This window comes from Propionivibrio sp. (assembly GCF_049316945.1).
Lineage (GTDB): Bacteria > Pseudomonadota > Gammaproteobacteria > Burkholderiales > Rhodocyclaceae > Propionivibrio.
In genome coordinates this window covers 1-20227 of the sequence record NZ_JBMOJE010000069.1, presented here as the reverse complement: position 1 = coordinate 20227, position 20227 = coordinate 1, and the positions used below count along the sequence as shown (strand labels likewise).

The following is a 20227-nucleotide window of genomic DNA, read 5'->3' as shown; positions in this document are numbered from 1 at the left end:
TGGAATGAATAACCACAAATTCCTCCTCGCCTTCATCATTGCGCTGGCGCTCGGCCCATTGCTGTTGCCGGAGTTCTACATCACCCTGCTCAACTACATCGGCCTTTACGCCATCGTCGCGCTGGGCCTGGTGCTGCTCACCGGCGTCGGCGGCTTGACCTCCTTCGGGCAGGCGGCGTTTGTCGGCATCGGCGCCTACACCACGGCCTATCTGACCACCGTGCATGGCGTTTCGCCCTGGCTTACGCTGCCCGCCGGCCTGGTAGTCACCGCTGCCGTGGCGCTGTCGATTGGCCTCATCACCTTGCGCCTTTCCGGCCACTTCCTGCCGCTCGGCACCATCGCCTGGGGCATCAGCCTCTATTATCTGTTCGGCAATGTCGACTTCCTGGGCGGACACACCGGAATTTCCGGCATCCCGGCGCTGCAACTCTTCGCCTACGAGATCAAATCCGGGCGTGAATTCTATTACCTGATCTGGGCCATGTTGCTGGTTCTGCTGGTTGCCACGCGCAACCTGCTCGATTCGCGCGAGGGGCGCGCCATCCGCGCACTCAAGGGCGGCTCGCTGATGGCCGAGGCGATGGGCGTCAATACGCCGCGCTCGAAGATGGTCATTTTCACCACCGCCGCACTCTACGCCTGCCTTTCCGGCTGGCTTTACGCGCACCTGCAGCGCTTCGTCAACCCCACTCCGTTCTCGTTGACGCAGGGCATCGAATACCTGTTCATGGTCGTCGTCGGGGGTGTCGGCTATGTCTGGGGAGCCATTCTCGGTGCCGGCCTGATCACCATCCTCAAGCAGTGGCTGCAGGACTGGCTGCCGCAGTTGCTGGGCCAGAGCGGCAATTTCGAGATGATCGTTTTCGGCCTGCTGATGATCCTGGTCTTGCACCGGGCGCGCGATGGCGTGTGGCCGATCATCCTGCGCTTCATCCCCGAGCACCCCGACCGCCCGCGCGTTGCCCATGCCGAAGCACTGCCGCGTCGCGCCATTCCGCCCTTCGGCAGCGTGCTGCTTGAAATAAGAAACGGCACCAAACGTTTCGGTGGGCTGGTGGCCAACAACAACATGAACTTCGATGTTCACGCCGGTGAAGTGATGGCGCTGATCGGGCCGAATGGCGCTGGCAAGAGCACCCTATTCAACGGCATTTCCGGCGTCGATCCGCTTACTTCGGGCGAGATAAGCTTTTGCGGCGAGCGCATCGAGGCGCTTGAAGCGCGCGAGATCGCCCGGCGCGGCATTAGCCGCACCTTCCAGCACGTGCGTTTGTTGCCGACCATGAGCGTGCTCGAAAACGTGGCGATTGGCGCCCACCTGCGCGGCCGCAAGAATTTCATTCACGCCGCCTGCCGTACCGAACGTGACGAAGAAGCGCGCCTGCTGCATGAAGCGGCGCTGCAGATCGAACGCTGCGGCCTGGCCGACCAGATGTACGAAACGGCCAACAGCCTGCCGCTGGGCAAGCAGCGCATCGTCGAAATCGCCCGTGCGCTGGCCGCCGATCCCTGCCTGCTGCTCCTCGACGAACCCGCCGCCGGCCTGCGTTACCTGGAAAAGCAGGCGCTCGGCGACCTCCTGCGCCGCCTGCGCGATGACGGCATGGGCATCCTGCTGGTAGAACATGACATGGAATTCGTCATGGGGCTGGCCGACCGCATCGTCGTCATGGAATTTGGCGAGAAGCTGGCCGCCGGGTTGCCTGAAGAAATCCAGCGCAACCCGCTGGTGCTGGAAGCCTATCTCGGAGGTGTCGAATGAACCTGGAAAAAGCACCTGGACATGATGCCGATGTCGCAAGCCCCCTCTCCCCGCGGGAGAGGGTTGGGGTGAGGGCCAACCCCTTGCCAAACCTGGCACTACAACCAATGCGTCACTTTGAACTGCGGTTTCCAGAATGAACGGCCCGCGCATCACGATTGACGTCGATGAAAAGCCGGTGGTGCTCGAAGTGCGCGACCTCTCGGTCAGCTACGGCAAGGTCGGTGCACTGCACCACCTCAACCTGAAAATCAACAAGGGCGAGATCGTCACTGTCATCGGCCCGAACGGCGCCGGCAAGACCACCCTGCTCTGCGCCCTGATGGGGCTGCTGCCGGCGCAGGGCGAAATCGTCTACCTCGGCGAACTGCAGGGCACCGAGCGGCAGGTCGAAAAACTCGTGCGCCAGGGCATTACGCTGGTCCCGGAAAAACGCGAATTGTTCGGCGAAATGAGCGTCGGCGACAACCTGCTGCTCGGCGCCTTCGACCGCTATCGCGTCGGCCACCGCGACGAACTGGAAACCATGGATCAGGTTTTCGACATCTTCCCACGCCTGCGCGAGCGCAACGAGCAGATGGCCGGCACCCTTTCCGGCGGCGAGCGCCAGATGCTGGCGATGGGCCGTGCGCTGATGGCCAAGCCGAAGCTGCTGATGCTCGACGAACCGAGCCTCGGACTGGCGCCGCTGGTGATCAAGGAAATATTCCGCATCATCGTCCAGTTGAAAAAGACCGGCGTTTCCATCCTGCTGGTCGAGCAGAACGCCCACGTTGCACTGCAGGTGGCGGATTATGGTTATGTTCTGGAAACCGGAGAGGTTTCGCTTGAAGGGCCGAGCAGCGCCCTGGCCGATGACCCGCGCGTCATCGAGTGCTATCTCGGTCTCCCCGGCAAGCCGCGCCTCGCCCGGTAAATTGCTGGCTCCTTATTTTTCCGGACGATTCAAGCCATGATCCTGATCGCTGGTCGCGGACAGCTTGCACCGATGATCGAACAATGTCTGCGTGAAACCGGGCATCAGGTTGAGCGACTTCCCCTTTGTTGCGACGAAGATGACGGACTCGATCCGGCGCTTTGCCTGCGCGCCAGCGTACTGGTGCTGGCCGCCGACGATGATGCGGGCAATGTTGACCTGGCGCTCCGGGCACGGCAAGTCAAGCCTTCCATAGGACTCGTGGTGCGCCTGTTCGACTCGGCGCTGGCCTCGTATCTTGGCGAGACAATTCCCGGCGTCAGCATACTCAGCATGTCCAAGGTCACGGCGCCGGTCCTCGCCGACGCCGCCCGGCGCCTGTTGAAACACCCTCCCGAACGAACGGCTGGCCGTCCCGGGCCGTACGCCAGGTCAAGTCGTCGTTTCCGCGCAGACCCCATTCTTCTTGGCGCACTGCTTTGCCTTTTCCTGCTCGTTTTCCCGTCCGCGCTGTTCTTTTCGCAGGCGCTCAGCCTTTCATATATCGACGCGCTTTATTTTGTGTGGACGACGGTGATGACCGTCGGTTACGGCGATATCTCGCTCAAGGATGCGCCGGCCGGCGTCAAACTCTTCGGCATGGCCTTGATGCTCGCCGGCGCCAGTTTTATCGCCGTGCTCTTCGCGCTGCTCTCGGACTGGGTGCTGAGCCGAAGACTTGACGTGGTCTACGGACGCACCCGCGTGCGCGGCAGCGGGCACGTGATCATCGTCGGTGCCGGCAACGTCGGTTTCCGCGTAGCCGAATTGCTCGCCGCCGATGGAAACCGTCCGGTGATCATTGAACGTAACGCCGACAGCCGAAATGTCGCCGCGCTCCGGCTGCTCGGACACCAGGCCATCATCGCCGATGCCAGCACCCGCGAAACGCTCGAACTGGCCGCCCTTGAACGCGCCGCACTGATCATCACCGTCACCAATGTCGATGCCGTCAATCTGCAGATCGCCTTGCACGCGCGTGCGGTGAACGTGCCGGTCATCATGCGCATGGTTTCCCCCGAACTTTCTGCCCACATCAACCAACGCGGCGACGGCATCGCCTTCTCCCTGGTTGTCGAAGCGGCCGAGGCTTTCGCTCAGGAAGCGGTCTGCTTATCGGGACGCTGCACTTGATCTAATGGCCTTCATGTCATGCCAGCCCAATCAAGGCTCTTTGGGTGATTACAGAAAGCAACGAAAACCGTGGTCCCTTGTTTTCGCGACTTACACCCCTTGAACGCATTTCTGGAGCTTTTGTAATTCGGGCTTGCTTCGCATTTCTAGAGTGCTATTATTGGTACGTTAAAACGGTCTTGGAGCGAACATGACTTATCAAATACTTTCAGAGACAGTGGCCAGCATTTCCGACTTGAAGAAAAATCCAATGGGTACCGTCGCCGCCGGCGAGGGGTTTCCTGTTGCCATTCTGAATCGCAACGCACCGGCCTTCTACTGTGTGCCGGCTGACGTGTATGAGTCGATGATGGAACGACTCGACGACATTGAGCTTAATGCCATTGCAGATGCACGGGCCGGCCAAAACGTGACGAAGGTTTCGCTCGATGAGCTATGAGCTTGGCTTTTTTGATGATGCGCTGAGCGAGTGGCGAAAACTGGATGGTACAGTCCGCGCCCAGTTCAAGAAAAAGCTTGCCGAGAGGTTGGAGGCGCCACGAGTACCGACGGCCAAACTGTCAGGGCATCAAGATCGCTACAAAATCAAGCTGCGCAGCATTGGCTATCGGCTTGTGTACGAAGTCCGCGACAGCCAGTTGATCGTTGTTGTTGTCGCCGTCCGCAAGCGTGAGAAAAGTGCCGTCTAAAAAGCTGCCGAGCAGCGATAGCCAACCTTCAGCACGACCGCTACTGACGAATCGTAGGCAAGGTCATGGTGGCTGATCCGGCTTGCCGCCAGGTCAGTTGTCAGAAAACGGACGATGCCTGCCATGCACAGGTCACTGCCGGCTTGCAAGCCTCGCCAATAGGCGATCTACAGCAATACAGGCTGGCAAGCCAATAAATATGGCATTCTTCAGGCATATAGGCTGTAGACAGCCTATCCATGCGGACTTAGCCGCTCTTCGATCAGTTCAACCCAGTGGTGAACGGGCATTGCCGAGAATAAATAGGGGACCACGGTTTTCTGTGGCTTCGGCCCTGAATACTGGAAAACCGTGGTCCGTCCCCGGTTTCTTCACGCCGTAGCGCACTACGCCACACGAACCTCGATATGACGCCCAAGCGCCCGCGCTGCGGCCTCGATCTGGTCGAAGCGCGAGGCGTGGGAGAGGTCGAACAGTCGATCCACTTGCGGCATATGCCAACCCAGGCGGCGAGCCAATTCCGACTTCTTGATGCCTTGCTCGGTCATTGCCTGATAAACGCCTAGTTTGGCGCACTCCAGCGCCGACGGTCGAACCGTGGGGCGGCCATTGGCTTCGGACGGAACGGGAAGCGGCGCACGGTCGTTAATGTAGAACAACAGCGCGGACTCAAGAGCCTCGACGGCATAGAGCAACGCCTCATCTTCATTGACGCCAAAGGTGATGGCCTCGGGCACGTCCGGGAACGTAACCAGTACGGTTCCGTCGTCTGGCGTCAGGATCACGGGGTAATCGAACATGGTGCCTCCTTATTTCAATCCTAGCTGGCGTTTGATTTCGGCTTCCAGACCTTTACCGAGTTCGGTTGTCCCATGCATGGGAAGCACCGATTTTTTACCGTTCAAGAACACATTCAGATGCGAACCCTTTCCAGCAGCGAAAGTCGCGCCTTGTTGCTCAAGCCATTTCTTCATCTGTTTCGAGTTCATGAAATGAATAATAAACACTTCTGTTATTTCTGTAAATACAAAAGGTATGCCCGAAGAACCGCATGGATAAAGGCTCTAAGGGTATTTGTGCTGTAGATCGTTTGTTTATGCGGGGTTTGCAACTCCTGATTAAGCATGTTAACAACAGACCGCGGTTTTCTGTTTCTGCGGTTCTGAAAACAGGAAACCGTGGTCCGTCCCCGGTTTTCATTACTCTCGCTGAGTTAGCGGCGCCAGAAATACGGCGTAAAAAGGACGAACAGGGTGAAAATCTCCAGGCGCCCGGCGAGCATCGCCAGCGAGCAAATCCAGGTCTGAAAATCGGTAAGCACGCTGAAGTTTTGTGACGGTCCAACAACATTCAGACCCGGGCCGGCATTGTTGATGCAGGCAATGATGGCCGTAAACGCCGAGATGAAATCAAGGCCGCTGGCCATCAGGAAAAAGGTGAGTTCGCCAACGGTCAGCGCGTAAAGAAAGATAAAACCGAGCACCGCACCGGCAATCGTCTGGGGAATTGCCGTGCCGCCAATACGAATCGGATTGACTACCGCCGGATGGATCAGCTTCTGCAATTCACGCGAGGCTTGCTGGCTGAGGATCAGGGCACGGATCATCTTGATGCCGCCACCGGTTGATCCTGAGCTGACCGCGAAGCACGACAGGAACAACATCCACATCGGTACGAAAATCGGCCACTTGTCGTAGTCGACACTGGCAAAGCCACAATCAGTGGCAATCGAAACGAGATTGAAAGCCACATGGCGCAAGGCTGTCGACCAATTTTCATAGACATCCGTCTCGTTCAGATAGGTCGCGCAGACCAGCGTGCTGGAGACAATCAGGATAACAAACGCTTTGGCCTCGGCGTCGGTCCAATAGGCGCGTAGCGAGCGGCCGCGCAGGGCGACGAAGTGGGTGGCGAAATTCATCCCCGCGAGCATCATGAAAACGATTAAAACCGCCTCGATGGCGGGTGAGTTGAAGTGGCCGACGCTCGCGTCGTAGGTTGAAAAGCCGCCGAGCGAGAGGGCGGCAAAGGCGTGGCAGATGGCATCAAGCCAGTTCATGCCGACCAGTTTGAGGGAGAGAATGCAAGCGACGGTGATGCCGAAATAAACCAGCCACAGCGCTTTGGCCGTGCTGGCAATGCGTGGCGTCAGCTTGGAATCCTTCATCGGCCCCGGCGTTTCTGCCTTGTAAAGTTGCATGCCGCCGACGCCAAGCAGCGGCAGAATGGCCACGGCGAGGACGATGATTCCCATACCGCCCAGCCAGTTCAGCTCGTGCCGCCAGATGTTGATCGATGGCGGTAGAAATTCAAGGCCGCTGAGCACCGTCGCCCCGGTCGTGGTCAGCCCGGACATGGTCTCGAAAAAGGCATCGGTAAAGGACAGGTTGGGTATCGCCATCATCAACGGAACGGTAGCAATGGCGGCCATCATCACCCAGGCCAGCGTGACCAGCAAGAACCCGTCGCGCGGCTGCAATTCACGTTTGTAACGGGCGGTGGGCCACCACAAGCCGATACCAACCAGCAGGCAAAAACCCATGGCGACGACAAATTCTGACAGTTCGCCATCCTTATAGATGATGCTGGTGGCAATCGGCATCAAATAGGTCACGCCAAAGAAGATAAGCATCATCCCCATCACGTGCAGAACCGGAAAAAGACGGTACCTCACAGAAAGCCCACGCTAACCTGGAAGAGTTGCTCGACCTTCTTGACCACTTTTTTGTTTAAACAAAATACGATGACGTGATCGGCGCTCCTGATCACTTCCTGCTTATGCGCAATGACCACGTGCCCCTTCTTTTTGATCATGATCATGCCGGCATAAGCAATATCTTCAAGCTTGTCGAGGTCACGCACGATGGCCACCAGTGTCGCACCGGGAATCACCGGCAGTTCGCCAACCCGCCGGCCGACGACCCGGGAGCTTTTCTGGTCGCCGTGCACGACGATCTCGATGGCTTCAGCGGCGCCGCGCCGCAGGCTATGCACCTTGGCCACAAAGCCACGGCGAACGTGGGTGAGCAGATCGCCGATTGAAACCAGCGCCGGAGAAATGGCGATGTCGATCGGGCCGCCCTGGACCAGATCGGCATAGACCCGCCGGTTGATCAATGCCAGCACCCGTTTGCAGCCCATGTTTTTGGCCAGTGAGGCCGACATGATATTGTCTTCATCGTCGTTGGTCAGGGCGAGAAAAAGATCCGTCTCTTCGATCGATTCCTGTTCAAGCAAGTCCTCGTCCGTCGCGTCACCAAGCAGTACCAGGCCTTCCCCGATCAGGTTGGCGATTATCTGCGTACGTTCCGGATTACATTCGATGATCTTCACCGCGCACTTGCCTTCGAGCATTCGCGCCACGCGCAAGCCGACGTTGCCGCCGCCGGCGATGATGACGCGTTTTACCGGGGCCGTCATCCGGCGCATTTCGACCATCACGCGCCGGATGTGTTCGTCCGCCGCCAGCACGAAGACTTCGTCTCCATCCTCGATGATCGTATCGCCGGTAGGGGTGACGGGATGGTCTTGACGAAAAATGGCCGATATTCGGGCATCGACGTTGTCACCCAGATGCTCGCGCATTTCCCTGATCGGCTTGCCAACCATCAGCCCGCCTGCATAAGCCTTGACGCCAACCAGAGCGACCCGACCATTGGCAAAAGAAAGTACCTGCAAGGCTTCGGGAAACTCGACCAGCTTGACTATATAGTCGGTAATTACCTGTTCCGGGCAAAGCGCATAATTCACCGCAAAATTCGCCTCGCCCAGCAATTCCGGATTATCCAGATACTCTGGCGAGCGCAGGCGGGCGATGCGCGTTGGCACGTTGAAGAGGGTGTGCGCGAGTTTGCAGGCAACAAGGTTGGTCTGATCGCTTTGCGTCACGGCAATCAACATATCGGCATCGGCCAGCCCGGCATCGCGCAGCGTGGAGGGCAGGATGGCGTTGCCGACGATCGTGCGCAAATCAAGTCGTACCTGCAGATTTTCAAGACGCTCACGATTGTTATCGACAACCGTGATGTCATTGCTCTCGGAAACGAGGCTCTGTGCAACACTGGTGCCTACCTGGCCGGCACCGAGGATGACGATTCGCATTATTTTCCGCTCCCTTTATTCGACACCTGCAGACAGCACCTTGGGGCTTCGCTGCGCCATCCCAGGTTCTCGCCAGGTTGTTTCAACTGGGGCTAATGATGAGTACGCTCAAGGCCGACTTTATCGGCCACACGCGTCATGTTACCGTGTTTGCATGTCAGGCGATGTTCAAAATAATGCCGCTCGAAAGCCCGATTGGCATACGCCCGGCAGGAGTCAGGAGCCGCTGCTGGCGACGCCAACAAAAATGATTTGACGTCGTTGCAATTTTGTCTTGAAGGCACGATTCAACAAGACCGATATAATCCCGTGATACTTCCGGATTGACTCATGGACGAACTCAAGACGCTTGAAACGATGGGCTTGACACTGCCTACGCCGGCCTATCTGATGGGGGCCATTCTGTTCGGGCTGATCGGTTATGCGGCGTATCGGTATGGGAAAAAGGCCTCCTTCGCCGCTTTCAAGTGGATCGGGGTGGCGCTGATGCTTTACCCGTATGCGATATCCGCGACCTGGCTGCTGTATCTGGTCGGAACGGGCCTGTGTCTTGGCCTGTACTTTGCGCGTCGATAACCGACTCAAGGCCATGCCGGCACAGGCACTTTTCCAGTCAACCCTTTTTTCCAACCGTTCTTTCTGATGACGGAACCGACATGATTCAAGCAAATTCCGGCCGCGCCCAGTTTCCTCGAATCGATGTCGCCGCAAGGCAGCGCTGGCTCCCGGCCCTGCTGCTGGTCGCCAGCAACTTCGCCCATGCCGTCGCTGGTGGCGGCGGAGGGGGTGGCGGCAGTAGCGGGGGTGGAAATGGAGATGGCGCTGATTTCATTTTCCAGATTCTCATCTGGATCATCTTCGATCTGCCATTCCCCTATAACCTCATCGCGCTGGCGCTACTCGGGGCGCTCGCCTGGTACGCCACCAGGCAGGTCAAGTCGGTTTCCGGCCTGAACAGGATTCCGTCGATTGGCCAACTGGCAACGAAGTCCTTTGCCATCCCGGCCGATTTTTTCAAGCGCAACCCGGGCTTCGCGCCGGAAACGCTGCTGGCCAAGGCCAATACCGCTTTCATGGCCATTCAGCAGGCGTGGATGAAGCAGGACATGGCGCCGGTGCGGCGCTGGATTTCCGATGGTGTCTGGCAGCGCTTCACGACCCAGATCACGATGATGCGCCTGCTCGGGCAACAGAATGTCGTTGGCAATATCCAGATCAGAAAGGTTTTCATTGACGCTATCGAACAGGATGGAAACTTCGACATCGTGCATATCGGAATCCACTTCACGGCGAACGACGACTTTGTTTCAGCGAAGTTTCCGCAGCTCGACCAGCGCGGGTCGCTGGAAATGCTCGAATACTGGACCTTCATCCGCAAGTCGGGCGTTGCCGAAAATGATCTGTACCACAGCAACCGCTGCCCGTCCTGCGGCGCCGAACTGCCCGGCGACCTGGGCGAAGTTGTGCGCTGCGCCAGTTGCCAGGCGGTGAGCACGCTCGGCGATTACGACTGGATTCTGTCCGAGATCACCCAGGCCGACGACTACGCCAACGAGAACACCAAGCTGAAGAAAACCGGCAGCTTCACCCAGCGCATCCGCGACGCTGTGGCAACGGACGGTGATTTCTCGGTGCAACTGATCGAGGACAAGGCTTCCAACGCCTACCTGCAGATCATGACGGCGCAGGCCACGCGGCGTCCGGAGGCGATGCGCCGCTTTGTCGGCGATGAACTGTTCGCGCGCCTGTCGCGGGAGTTCGCGGAGCAGGCCCCCTTCGTCTTCAACCGTTTGTATCTGAACAATGTCACGGCCATCGACTTCTATCGCGCGGAAGGGAAGGACAACCTGGTCGTCGCCATCAAGCGCACGGCCCAGCGCGTGGCGATCAGTGAAGGGCGCCTGAAGCTGATCGATCAGGGGTTGTATACCCGCAACGAAATCATGATCCTCTCACGCGACGTCGGCGCCGGCGTGCCGAAGGGATCGCTCTACGCCCACGCCTGCCCGGCCTGCGGCGGACCGCTCGGCGACACGCTCGAACTGAAGTGTGGCTACTGCGGCGAAATTCTCAACAGCACGCGCAACGAATGGATCGTCAGCAGCCTGCTGCTGACCGAGGAATACAAGGCCCTGACCGACAGCCAGAAGCCGCCGCTGACCACCGGCGTATCGGCCACGCAGCTCGACCCGGTCTACGCCGCTCGTGACCTGGCCTTCAACAACCTGCTGATGATCCTCGGCATCGATGGCGAAATCACGCCGGACGAAATGACTTTCGCCGAAGAGCTTTCACGCCAGATGGGCTACAACCCGCAGAAGCTCGCCGGCCTGTTCGAACTGGCGAAAAACCGGCAACTATCGCTGCGCCTGCCGGAGACTCGCAAGAGCGCGCTGCGCGTGCGTCTGCTGATGGAAAAGGGTGCGCTCGCCGACCATAACATCAGTCCGGCCGAGCAGGCTTTGCTCAACGAAGTCAGCCAGCGCATCGAAAAAATGTCCGAGTGATTCGGCCTGGATTAGCCTTGGAGTTTGCCTACCCAGGAAAACGCAGAGGAGCCGGCACTGCAACATCCTCTGCAAGCCTCGTCGAATGGCGTTCTATAAGCATATCGCCTGATTAGCCAATAAACACGGGCATCTTCAGGCATATATCTTGTCGATCGCCTATTCATGAGGTCTGCAGCCATGCCCCGCCTCGCTTCCATGCTGGCTTTTTGGCGCGCAGCGCCTATGCCCGCCGCAGCAACGCCGCTTCCAGCAGCACATCGACACCGGCTGCGGGGGCGATGCTGCGCGCCGGGATCTCCTTGCCGGCGCGCCAGTCGGCCAGCGCGCCGCGTTTGGCTTCGCCGCTGATCAGAAACAGCACTTGCCGCGCCCGGCTGAGCCGGGCGGCGGAGAGGGAAACGCGCTCGGCCGGTGGTTTTGGCGCGTTGCAGACGGCCAGCGTAGCGGGTGCTTCAGGTGATGTTCCCCAGTAGTTCCCGGGGAAAAGGCTAGCCGTATGGCCGTCCTCGCCCAGACCGAGCAACACCAGGTCGAAATCACCAACCTCGCGCAGGCTGGCAGCATAGGCTTCCGCGGCCCGCCCGGCGCCGAGTTCGGCGGGAATGGCATGAATTTGTGCTGCCGGGATGGGCACATGATCAAGCCAGGCCTCGCCGGCCATGCGCGAGTTGCGCGCCGCATCCTCCGCCGGCAGGCAGCGCTCGTCACCAAAGTAAATGTGCCAGCCAGACCAGTCAGCGTCTGCCTGGCGCAGCTTCTGATAGACGTCGCGTGGCGTTTCGCCGCCGGCCAGCACCAGTTGGAATTTTCCGCAACGGCTAACGGCAGTTGCAGCGGCAGAGAGAATCCACTCGACGACCGCCTCCTGCAGCGCCCGAAGATCAAGTTGGGGGTGCAAGCGGCAGCGCTGAAGCGAGGCACCCAGGCTCGCCGCATCGAGCCGGGCTGGCTGTCTGGAAATCATCGGTTGCTCCATTTCGTCCCGCTACCAGCCAGCAAACTGTCAGCTTCGGCCGGCCCCCAACTGCCCGCCGGATAAGGATGGGGTGGTGCATCGCGGTTCAGCAATGGCGCATAAAGTCGCCACGAAGTTTCGGTTTCATCGGCATGCACAAAGAGCGTCTGGTCGCCGGCAAGAATGTCGAGGAGCAAGGTTTCATAAGCGGCCGGCAGTTGATTGTTTTCTGCCAACTGAAACAGTGCCGGCAACAACTTGCGACGCATGAGGTCGCCGGTGGCACCTAACAGCACAAAAAGACAGCCTTCGCGTTCAGATGTTGGCGCCATGATCAATCTTTCGTTTGCTCTTTCAATACGGCATGGCCGCCAAATTGCTGGCGTAACGCGGCCAGCAATTTGTCCGAAAACGACGACGGGTCGCGCGAACGCAGCCGCGCCAGCATGGCCAGCGTAATCACCGGCGCGGCAACCCCCAGTTCGAGCGCTTCGAGGACCGTCCATCGCCCTTCACCTGAATCGGCAACGCAGGGAGCGATGCCGTCGAGTGCCGGATTCTCGCCAAGGGCGTCGGCAGTCAGGTCGAGAAGCCGCGAGCGAACGACGCTGCCGTGGCGCCAGATGTCGGCAACCTGGTGCAGATCAAGGGTGAATTCGCTCTTGTGCTGCAGCAGCGAGAAGCCTTCCGCATAGGCCTGCATCAGGCCGTACTCGATGCCGTTGTGAATCATCTTGGTGAAATGGCCGGCACCCGACGGGCCGACGCGTCCCCAGCCACGATCCGGCGCTGGCGCCAGCGTTGCGAAGAGTGGGCGCAGGCGTTCGATTACCGCTTCGCCACCGCCGATCATCAGACTGTAGCCCTCCTGCAATCCCCAGACGCCACCGCTGGTGCCGCAATCGACGTAATCGATCCGGCTATCAGCGAGGGCCAAGGCCCGACGCTGACTGTCCCGATAGTTGGAGTTGCCGCCGTCGATGATGACATCGCCGGGTGCCAGCAAGGGTAACAGCGTGGCGATCGTCTGATCGACGGCGTCGCCTGCCGGAACCATCAGCCAGACGGCACGCGGCGGCGGCAAGTGGCCGACCAGTTCGGCGATGCTCTGGGCAAGTTCGACGCCCTTGGCGTTCGCTTGCTGGTACTCATTCGCCTTCGGATCGAAGCCGACGATGCGATGACCGCCGCGACGCAGCCGTTCCGCCATGTTGGCGCCCATCCGCCCAAGGCCGATCATGCCCAGTTCCATTGCCGTTCTCCTTTGATCAGTATTCCTGCCAGCCAGTTGGCAAAGAAGACTACTCGATTCAACTTTAGGCGTTAAACACTCGATGTTGGTTCCCGCCCGTTGAGGCCAAAAGCGCCTGCACAGGGGATTGCCAGGCACTGCTCATCCACCACCCAAAATCGCGCTGCAACGCCCGTCGATTGGCGATCTGCAAAACGATGCCTTGACAGCCAGTATTCATGCGGATCGCCAAGGCATGGCCTGAAGACCGCCTATTCATGGGCATCTCAGGCAGTATGGCTGAAATCCCATCTGCTGATTGATTCGCTTGGTGTGGAAACAAGATCAGCATATCCAGGGTGTTTTTTCGCGCCTGTACGCTACCGCACACAAGCAGGATGAAGAACTTAGAGGTGATCGTCCGGTCAACAAAATTGCCGGCCGTGAGGCTCAGAGGCTGTGAAAATATCAAAAATCCACCGCAGAGACGCAAAGGGGCAAAGAAAACGTGCCGCGAAGCAAATCCCGCGGGGCAGAGGAACCTCATTGTTTTTAAAGGTTTTCTCTGCGTAACCTCGGCGCCTTTGCGGCTCTGCGGTGGGTGTTCAGGCATTTATTCACAACCTCTCAGGTAAACGGTGAAGGCAATGCGTCCGCGCAGCGCGTGCTGAATCTCCGCGATAGGGCGCTATTCAATGTGGGAGGGAATGATGAATATGCCCAATATCTTGGCGATGGTACTGGCCGGAGGCGAAGGTACTCGCTTGTATCCGCTGACCGAACATCGCTCGAAGCCCGCGGTTCCCTTTGGCGGCCGCTACCGTATCGTCGACTTCGTGCTCTCCAATCTTGTCAATTCCAGAATCTTTGCCATTTACCTCCTGGTCCAATACAAGTCGCAGTCCCTGATCGAACACATTCGCCGCTCCTGGGCGATGTCCCCATTATTTCCCGAGCAGTTCATTGCCGTCGTTCCTCCGCAGATGCGCGAGTCCCCGGAGTGGTTCCAGGGAACTGCCGATGCCGTCTATCAGAACCTGGGGCTGATCGAGAAGCATTTGCCGGACCTCGTTGTGGTGTTCAGCGCCGATCACATTTATCGAATGGACGTGCGCCAGATGGTCGCCTTCCATCTGGCCAGCGGTGCCGACGTAACCGTCGCGGCGTTGCCGGTGCCGATCGCTACCGCCTCGGCATTCGGCATCATCGACGCCGCCGCCGATGGAACGATCCGCAGTTTCCGTGAAAAGCCTATCGACCCGGCACCGATGCCGCACGATCCAGCGCACGCCTTCGCCTCGATGGGCAATTACATTTTTAACGCAGATGTCCTGATCAAGGCGCTGAGAGAGGGTAACCGGCTCGGTGAGAAGGATTTTGGCAAGGACATGCTGCCGCGCCTGATCAAGACAAAGCGGGTGTTTGCCTACAATTTCTGCAAGAACCGGATTCCGAACATACGCGACTATGAGGAACCAAACTATTGGCGCGACGTGGGTACCATCGATGCCTACTTTCAGGCCCACCAGGACACGCTGGGTGTCGAGCCGAAATTTGACATGTTCAATCCCAAGTGGCGGATCGGCTCGAACAACTACCAGGGGCCGTCGCCGAGATTCTTCCACGCCGAAGTAGACAACAGCATCATCAGTTCCGGCACCCTGATCAAGGGTGCTCGCATCCACAATTCGCTGGTTCGCAGTGAAGTGCTTCTGGAAGAGGATGTCGAACTCGATGAGTGCATCGTCATGGATTACTCGGTAATCCGGAAAGGTGTGCGACTCAAGCGCGTCATCGTCGACCGGTACAACACCATCGAGGCCGGTGAATGCATCGGCTACGATGCGCAAGCCGATCGCCGCCGATTCACCGTTACCGACTCGGGCATCGTTGTGCTACGCAGGGGCGAGGGCACTGATTCTCATGCCGACGATGTGAAGTTTCGTTATCTGTAGACTCCTACGGCTGAGAACCCAAAGAGGACGGATCGCATCAAAGCCTGAAACAGGCGCGTCCGGGTCAGCAACCAAGGCACACGGCACCGGGTTGGACTGCGCATTTTGGGGTATCCGGATTCCGTGATTGACGCGAGGCTCACTTGAAGCAGTGCACAAATTGTTTGCGATGGATAATGCAGGATTAGATGGTGCTGACGGTCGGCAACCGACCCATTGGAGCCATTCGGGGTGTTGAAAAGCGGCCATTCGCCGGGAACACTTAAAACTCCAAAGCAGCCGTTCGTTATGCTTTTATTATATTTTCACCTGACCGTCTGCTTTGCAGCAGCAACCTAACGTTCGCGAATATATAAAGTATAGATTGGCCCTTCATTATTATGGCTAGGCACCCAAGCTATCGGTGATTGCTAAGGCTATAAAATGTCAGATAATTGTTTTCACTCAATTCTTATTCCGCGCATCCTTGGAATTTTGAAGTCCCCCGCCTCTCAGCCTGAACCCTGGCCGCCGCTCAGATTTTGCGACGCCACTTGGTTTGGTTTTTTGCTTCGATGGGGATCAACTGTATCTGGCCGTGGCGCACACCGGTCTCGGCAATTACCGATTCAGCAAAGCTTTTGACCTCCGTAGTTGCTCCGCGAAGAATCACGGTTTCCACGCAGTCCTCATGGCTGATGTGTGCGTGCATGGTGGCAATGGTCAGATCGTGGTGATCATGCTGCAAACTGGTCAGTCGGGTAGAAAGCAGGCGCTCGTGGTGATCGAAGACATAACTCAGTACCGCCACACACATTTTAGCGGTGCCACTGGTCAAGTCGCTCTCTCCCAGTTCACGGCGCAACAGGTCGCGAACAGCTTCAGAACGGTTGGCGTAGCCGCGCAGCGCAATCAACTCGTCGAAAGCAGACGCCAGATTATCATCAAGTGAAATGGTCAGTCTTTGCATGGTCCAGACTCCAGAATAGCGAGTCGAGAGCATACCCGACACGCGGGCTTCAAGCATCCATCGATGCGGTACGGGGCGAATCCAGGAATTGACTTTCTGGTTAATATCATACAATATCAAAATTCTTCTTACGTACAAAATTCTGTGAATCGGAGATTCGTCATGCACATTCCCGATGGTTATCTGAGTCCGGCAACCTGCGCAGTCACTTACATGGTCGTGCTTCCGTTCTGGTACGTGGCGTTGCAACGTGTCAAACGTCTGTTGCACACACGCATGGTTCCTTTGCTGGCAGTGTTCTCGGCATTCAGTTTCGTGATCATGATGTTCAACCTGCCACTGCCGGGCGGGACCACCGGCCATGCGGTAGGGATGGCCATCGCGACGATTGTGCTCGGGCCGTGGGCGTCGATGTTAGCCATCTCTGTCGCCCTGCTGATCCAGGCAGTGTTTTTCGGTGACGGCGGGATCACGACATTCGGCGCGAACTGCCTGAACATGGCGGTTGTTGGCTCGCTGGTGGCGTATTGGACTTACACGCTGATTGCCGGAAAGTCTGCGCTGGACTCGTCGCGTCGCGTCGTGGCGGCGGCGATTGCCGGGTATCTCGCGATCAATGTCGCGGCCTTGCTGACGGCCATCGAATTTGGCATTCAACCAATGCTGTTCCACGATGCCTCCGGAACACCCTTGTATGCACCATACCCCCTCGCGATTGCGATACCAGCCATGATGATCGGTCACTTCAGTATTGCTGGCCTCGCAGAACTGGTTATCTCCGGTGGTTTGGTGGCCTATCTCCAGCGTGCCAATCCGGATCTATTGGCCTATTCCGCCCCGACTGTTGCCACCGAACTGGCTACGGCTAACGTATGGAAATCAACGCGGGCGCTCTGGTACATGCTTTCCGGGCTGATGATTCTTTCGCCGATTGGTTTGCTGGCTGCGGGTACCGCCTGGGGGGAGTGGGGCGTCGAAGATTTTGCCAACACCAAGATGCGTGAGGAAATCGTGAGTACATCAGGCGGCGTTGCCCTCCCTGACAGCGTACCGCCGGGGTTGGAACATCTGGCCAGCCTGTGGAGTGCGCCGATTCCGGACTATGCGCCGAGCTTCTTGCACAGTGCCAGTGTGGGTTACATCCTCTCGGCCGTATTTGGCGCTGGGCTTATCTTGCTGCTGTTCCTGTTGATTTCCAAGTTCGCCTCCAAAAAAGTGTCGGTGAAGTTGTGAGCCCTCCGCTGCGATGAGTGAACAATCCTTTGTTCAGGACGGGCGTCGCCATGGTCATCGACATTTTGCGGAACGGCTCATGCACGGTTTGCTCCAAACCATTGAACATGCGCTTGACGCAGAAGCCATGGGTGCCCAACAAGGCTTATTGCAGGGGCTGGATCCGCGCATCAAACTGATCGGCTTTCTGGCATTGATCATCAGCGGGGTATTGGCCCGATCGCTGCCGGTTCTTGCCGCCTTGTTTCTGCTGGCGCTCATTCTTGCCCTCTTTTCCGGGATTACGATGACCAGGCTGTACAAACAGGTCTGGATCAGCGTCCTGCTATTCACGGGCGTAATTGCCCTGCCATCCATCGTGGTAGTACCCGGCCTTCCCGTCTGGCAAGTGCCATGGCTTCATTGGACCGTGACGCAGCAGGGCTTGCGTAGTGCCGCATTCCTCATCGGTCGCGCCGAAACTTCCGCGACATTCGCCGTGCTGCTGATCTTGTCGACGCCCTGGCCGCATGTTCTCAAAGCCATGCGCAATCTCGGCGTTCCCGTGGTTGTGGTGGCCATTCTTGGAATGACGCATCGCTACATTTTCGTACTCTTGCAGAACGCCACACAACTGCTCGAGGCTCGGCGCAGCCGCATCGTAGCGCCCATGAAGGGGCCGCAGCAGCGCCGGATGGTAGCCGCTGCCGTGGGCGTGTTGTTGGGCAAAACGTTCCAGATCAGCTCGGATGTGCATCTGGCGATGATTTCGCGCGGCTACCGCGGCGAGGTGCATTTGCTCAACGATTTTCGTACCCGGTCTCGCGACTGGTTTGCACTGCTGTTTGCGCTGACGGTGCCTGCGCTTATTCTCGGGTTCCAGTAATGAACGATTGCATTTTCGAGTTAAGCAACGTTTCCTATGCCTACCAGAAGCAACTGGCACTGGATGGTCTCTCCCTACAGATCCGTCAGGGTAACCGGGTCGCCTTGCTCGGCGCCAATGGCTCCGGCAAGTCCACGCTGTTACGACTTCTGGATGCCCTGTATTTCCCCACACAGGGCGAACTTAAAGCCTTCGGCGAGATACTGAGCGAGGAGTTGCTGGCCGATGATGAAACCAATTTCGCATTCCGACGCCGTGTTGGGCTGGTATTCCAGAATCCGGACGTGCAGATATTCAACCCAACCGTATTTGATGAAGTCGCCTTTGGCCCGCTTCAACTCGGGTGGCCCAAGGACAGGATTCTGCGTTGTGTAGACGAAATACTGGCCCGCTTCGCCATCAGCCACCTCAAGGATCGTGCACCGCACCGCCTGTCCGGCGGAGAAAAGAAGCGCGTGGCGCTGGCTTCCGTGCTGATTCTGGACCCCGAGGTCTTGCTGCTCGACGAACCGACCGCGTCGCTCGATCCCGAGAGCCAGAGCGAAGTCATCCGGTTCCTGGTCGAAAGCCGAAATACGGGGCGAACGATCGTGACGGCCACACACGACCTCGATATCGTCGAAGACATTGCCGACTTCGTTTTTGTGCTGGACAACGGCAAGGTCGTCGCTGCCGGCACGCCGGCCGAAATTCTGACCGACCAGGATTTGCTGCGACGGACGCACTTGGCACATGCGCACTGGCACGTTCATGCCGGTGGCGAAGCGCACAAACATCTCCATGCACACCGGCACGGACATGACCACCATGCCGCGCCCTATGCAAAATATCGCCCGATCAGGCGGGACTAGCCTGACAAGGAGCCACTAAAATGATCCAGCTATTTAGAGCCATGCGCCGCCAATCAGCGATCACGCTGGCAATTACGATCTTGGTCTGCCCGAACGTATATGCCATGCAGCCCCTGATTACTGACGATACTGGCACGCAAGGCAGTGGCGGCAACCAGATTGAATTTTCGTACAACCACGACCGCACGAACACCAGCAGCGAAACCATATGGGTGGATACCGTTCCGTTGGTTTATACGCGTGGCCTGACAGAGACGCTGGATATGTTTGCGGGTCTCAGCTATTCCCGGATACGTGTCAGTTCCGCTAGCGGGAATGCCAGTGGTTATGGCAATCCGTCGGCCGGTGTCAAATGGCGTTTTTATGAAGATACAGACAGCAAAACCAGTCTCGCGATCAAACCGGAAATCCTTTTCCCCGTCAGTTCCGCCCGAGAAAACGCCGGTCTTGGCGACGGGAAAACCTCAGGCAACTTGACGCTCATCCTCACACAGGAAGTTTCCTTCGGTGCAATCAACTTCAACGCCGGTGTAGGGCGTGATCGCTTTCGTAATACTGATGAACAGCCCGATGCTTCGATCAAACGGGCATCCATCGCTCCGGTTTGGGAAGTGAACGAACAATGGAAACTGGCACTCGATGCCGGCGTGGAATCCGTACGCGCAGGGGGCGATACCGTTCGTTTCAGATTCGTCGAACTCGGGACCGTCTATTCACCACATAAGGATCTTGAATTCGCTTTGGGCGTCATCCGTACCTCGGATAACGCCAATCCCGATTCGATAACATACTCTGCCACCGCAGGCGTGACCTTGCGATTCTAAGAGTTGAAAAAAAGCGATGCCTTGTAACTGCAGGAAGCGGGCTTTTACTCAACTCCGTGGGAAAATCCTTGGACCACTTTGATCGGTTCGAATTGCAGTTGGCACTCGAAGAAGATACGCCGTCGTTCTGACCAGAAAGCTGCAGTTGTCGGTAAATAAGTAATAGCGCATAACCGAAGTGGAACGAATCTTGCTGCACGGGGTTAAATC

At 58.0% G+C, this 20227-nt stretch carries 22 protein-coding genes; 12 read left to right on the top strand and 10 right to left on the bottom strand.

Going from position 1 to position 20227, the window contains the following annotated elements; all coding sequences use genetic code 11:
* Nucleotides 1-4 precede the first annotated feature (4 nt).
* The 5 genes from ACOYNV_RS15720 (at nt 5) to ACOYNV_RS15700 (ending at nt 4543) form a co-directional block, all read left to right on the top strand.
* Entirely contained in the window at nt 5-1765 is a 1761-nt protein-coding gene (locus tag ACOYNV_RS15720; RefSeq protein WP_422900739.1) for an ABC transporter permease subunit, read from the top strand.
* A gap of 136 nt (nt 1766-1901) precedes the next feature.
* Nucleotides 1902-2681 carry an ABC transporter ATP-binding protein gene (locus ACOYNV_RS15715; protein WP_422900738.1) on the top strand — a complete coding sequence of 260 codons (780 nt, stop codon included), beginning with the start codon at nt 1902-1904 and terminating at the stop codon, nt 2679-2681.
* A 36-nt stretch (nt 2682-2717) separates the two neighbouring features.
* Entirely contained in the window at nt 2718-3854 is a 1137-nt protein-coding gene (locus tag ACOYNV_RS15710; protein ID WP_422900737.1) for a potassium channel family protein, read from the top strand.
* A 190-nt stretch (nt 3855-4044) separates the two neighbouring features.
* Complete coding sequence (locus ACOYNV_RS15705) at nt 4045-4293, top strand: type II toxin-antitoxin system Phd/YefM family antitoxin (protein WP_422900736.1); 249 nt, start codon at nt 4045-4047, stop codon at nt 4291-4293.
* Nucleotides 4283-4543, top strand: a complete 261-nt coding sequence (locus ACOYNV_RS15700; protein ID WP_422900735.1) for a type II toxin-antitoxin system RelE family toxin — start codon at nt 4283-4285, stop codon at nt 4541-4543. The genes ACOYNV_RS15705 and ACOYNV_RS15700 overlap by 11 nt, the downstream gene beginning before the upstream one ends.
* Here the strand turns inward: ACOYNV_RS15700 and ACOYNV_RS15695 are convergent.
* The 5 genes from ACOYNV_RS15695 to trkA form a co-directional block, all read right to left on the bottom strand.
* Nucleotides 4540-4668, bottom strand: a complete 129-nt coding sequence (locus tag ACOYNV_RS15695) for a hypothetical protein (protein ID WP_422900734.1) — start codon at nt 4666-4668, stop codon at nt 4540-4542. The two genes, ACOYNV_RS15700 and ACOYNV_RS15695, sit on opposite strands and share 4 nt — an antisense overlap.
* 261 nt (nt 4669-4929) lie before the next feature.
* Nucleotides 4930-5343 (bottom strand): type II toxin-antitoxin system HicB family antitoxin, encoded by a 414-nt coding sequence (locus tag ACOYNV_RS15690; protein ID WP_422900733.1) that lies wholly within the window; start codon nt 5341-5343, stop codon nt 4930-4932.
* Nucleotides 5344-5352: 9 nt separating this feature from the next.
* Entirely contained in the window at nt 5353-5517 is a 165-nt protein-coding gene (locus tag ACOYNV_RS15685) for a type II toxin-antitoxin system HicA family toxin (protein ID WP_422900732.1), read from the bottom strand.
* A gap of 239 nt (nt 5518-5756) precedes the next feature.
* The gene (locus ACOYNV_RS15680; protein ID WP_422900731.1) at nt 5757-7178 is read right to left on the bottom strand and encodes a TrkH family potassium uptake protein; all 1422 of its coding nucleotides are present in this window, start codon (nt 7176-7178) and stop codon (nt 5757-5759) included.
* 35 nt (nt 7179-7213) lie between these two features.
* Complete coding sequence (gene trkA / locus ACOYNV_RS15675; RefSeq protein ID WP_422900730.1) at nt 7214-8644, bottom strand: Trk system potassium transporter TrkA; 1431 nt, start codon at nt 8642-8644, stop codon at nt 7214-7216.
* Between the two features lie 330 nt (nt 8645-8974).
* Between trkA and ACOYNV_RS15670 the strand changes: the two genes are divergently transcribed.
* Nucleotides 8975-9220: a hypothetical protein gene (locus ACOYNV_RS15670; protein WP_422900729.1), complete on the top strand. Its 246-nt coding sequence runs from the start codon at nt 8975-8977 to the stop codon at nt 9218-9220.
* Nucleotides 9221-9300: 80 nt separating this feature from the next.
* Entirely contained in the window at nt 9301-11151 is a 1851-nt protein-coding gene (locus ACOYNV_RS15665; protein WP_422900728.1) for a TIM44-like domain-containing protein, read from the top strand.
* Between the two features lie 223 nt (nt 11152-11374).
* Here the strand turns inward: ACOYNV_RS15665 and pgl are convergent, their stop codons facing one another.
* The 4 genes from pgl to ACOYNV_RS15645 all read right to left on the bottom strand — a co-directional run bounded on the left by pgl (nt 11375) and on the right by ACOYNV_RS15645 (nt 13953).
* On the bottom strand, nt 11375-12118 hold the full coding sequence (gene pgl, locus ACOYNV_RS15660) for a 6-phosphogluconolactonase (RefSeq protein WP_422900727.1): 744 nt from the start codon (nt 12116-12118) through the stop codon (nt 11375-11377).
* Nucleotides 12115-12441 carry a hypothetical protein gene (locus ACOYNV_RS15655; RefSeq protein ID WP_422900726.1) on the bottom strand — a complete coding sequence of 109 codons (327 nt, stop codon included), beginning with the start codon at nt 12439-12441 and terminating at the stop codon, nt 12115-12117. Before ACOYNV_RS15655 ends, pgl begins: the two co-directional genes overlap by 4 nt.
* Before the next feature lie 2 nt (nt 12442-12443).
* Nucleotides 12444-13361 (bottom strand): phosphogluconate dehydrogenase (NAD(+)-dependent, decarboxylating), encoded by a 918-nt coding sequence (gene gnd, locus ACOYNV_RS15650; RefSeq protein ID WP_422900725.1) that lies wholly within the window; start codon nt 13359-13361, stop codon nt 12444-12446.
* A 64-nt stretch (nt 13362-13425) separates the two neighbouring features.
* Nucleotides 13426-13953: a hypothetical protein gene (locus tag ACOYNV_RS15645; protein ID WP_422900724.1), complete on the bottom strand. Its 528-nt coding sequence runs from the start codon at nt 13951-13953 to the stop codon at nt 13426-13428.
* A gap of 103 nt (nt 13954-14056) precedes the next feature.
* Here ACOYNV_RS15645 and ACOYNV_RS15640 point away from each other — a divergent pair, with 103 nt between their 5' ends.
* A complete protein-coding gene (locus tag ACOYNV_RS15640; protein WP_422900723.1) occupies nt 14057-15295 on the top strand; it encodes a glucose-1-phosphate adenylyltransferase in 1239 nt (412 codons plus the stop codon).
* Nucleotides 15296-15809: 514 nt separating this feature from the next.
* Here ACOYNV_RS15640 and nikR read toward each other — a convergent pair.
* Entirely contained in the window at nt 15810-16244 is a 435-nt protein-coding gene (nikR, locus tag ACOYNV_RS15635; RefSeq protein WP_422900722.1) for a nickel-responsive transcriptional regulator NikR, read from the bottom strand.
* Between the two features lie 162 nt (nt 16245-16406).
* Between nikR and cbiM the strand changes: the two genes are divergently transcribed.
* From cbiM to ACOYNV_RS15615, 4 genes are all read left to right on the top strand, one after another.
* Complete coding sequence (gene cbiM / locus ACOYNV_RS15630) at nt 16407-17477, top strand: cobalt transporter CbiM (protein ID WP_422900721.1); 1071 nt, start codon at nt 16407-16409, stop codon at nt 17475-17477.
* Nucleotides 17478-17556: 79 nt separating this feature from the next.
* Nucleotides 17557-18342, top strand: a complete 786-nt coding sequence (cbiQ, locus tag ACOYNV_RS15625) for a cobalt ECF transporter T component CbiQ (protein ID WP_422900720.1) — start codon at nt 17557-17559, stop codon at nt 18340-18342.
* Nucleotides 18342-19193: an energy-coupling factor ABC transporter ATP-binding protein gene (locus tag ACOYNV_RS15620; RefSeq protein WP_422900719.1), complete on the top strand. Its 852-nt coding sequence runs from the start codon at nt 18342-18344 to the stop codon at nt 19191-19193. The genes cbiQ and ACOYNV_RS15620 overlap by 1 nt, the downstream gene beginning before the upstream one ends.
* A 20-nt stretch (nt 19194-19213) precedes the next feature.
* Nucleotides 19214-20017: a transporter gene (locus ACOYNV_RS15615; RefSeq protein ID WP_422900718.1), complete on the top strand. Its 804-nt coding sequence runs from the start codon at nt 19214-19216 to the stop codon at nt 20015-20017.
* Nucleotides 20018-20227: the final 210 nt, after the last annotated feature.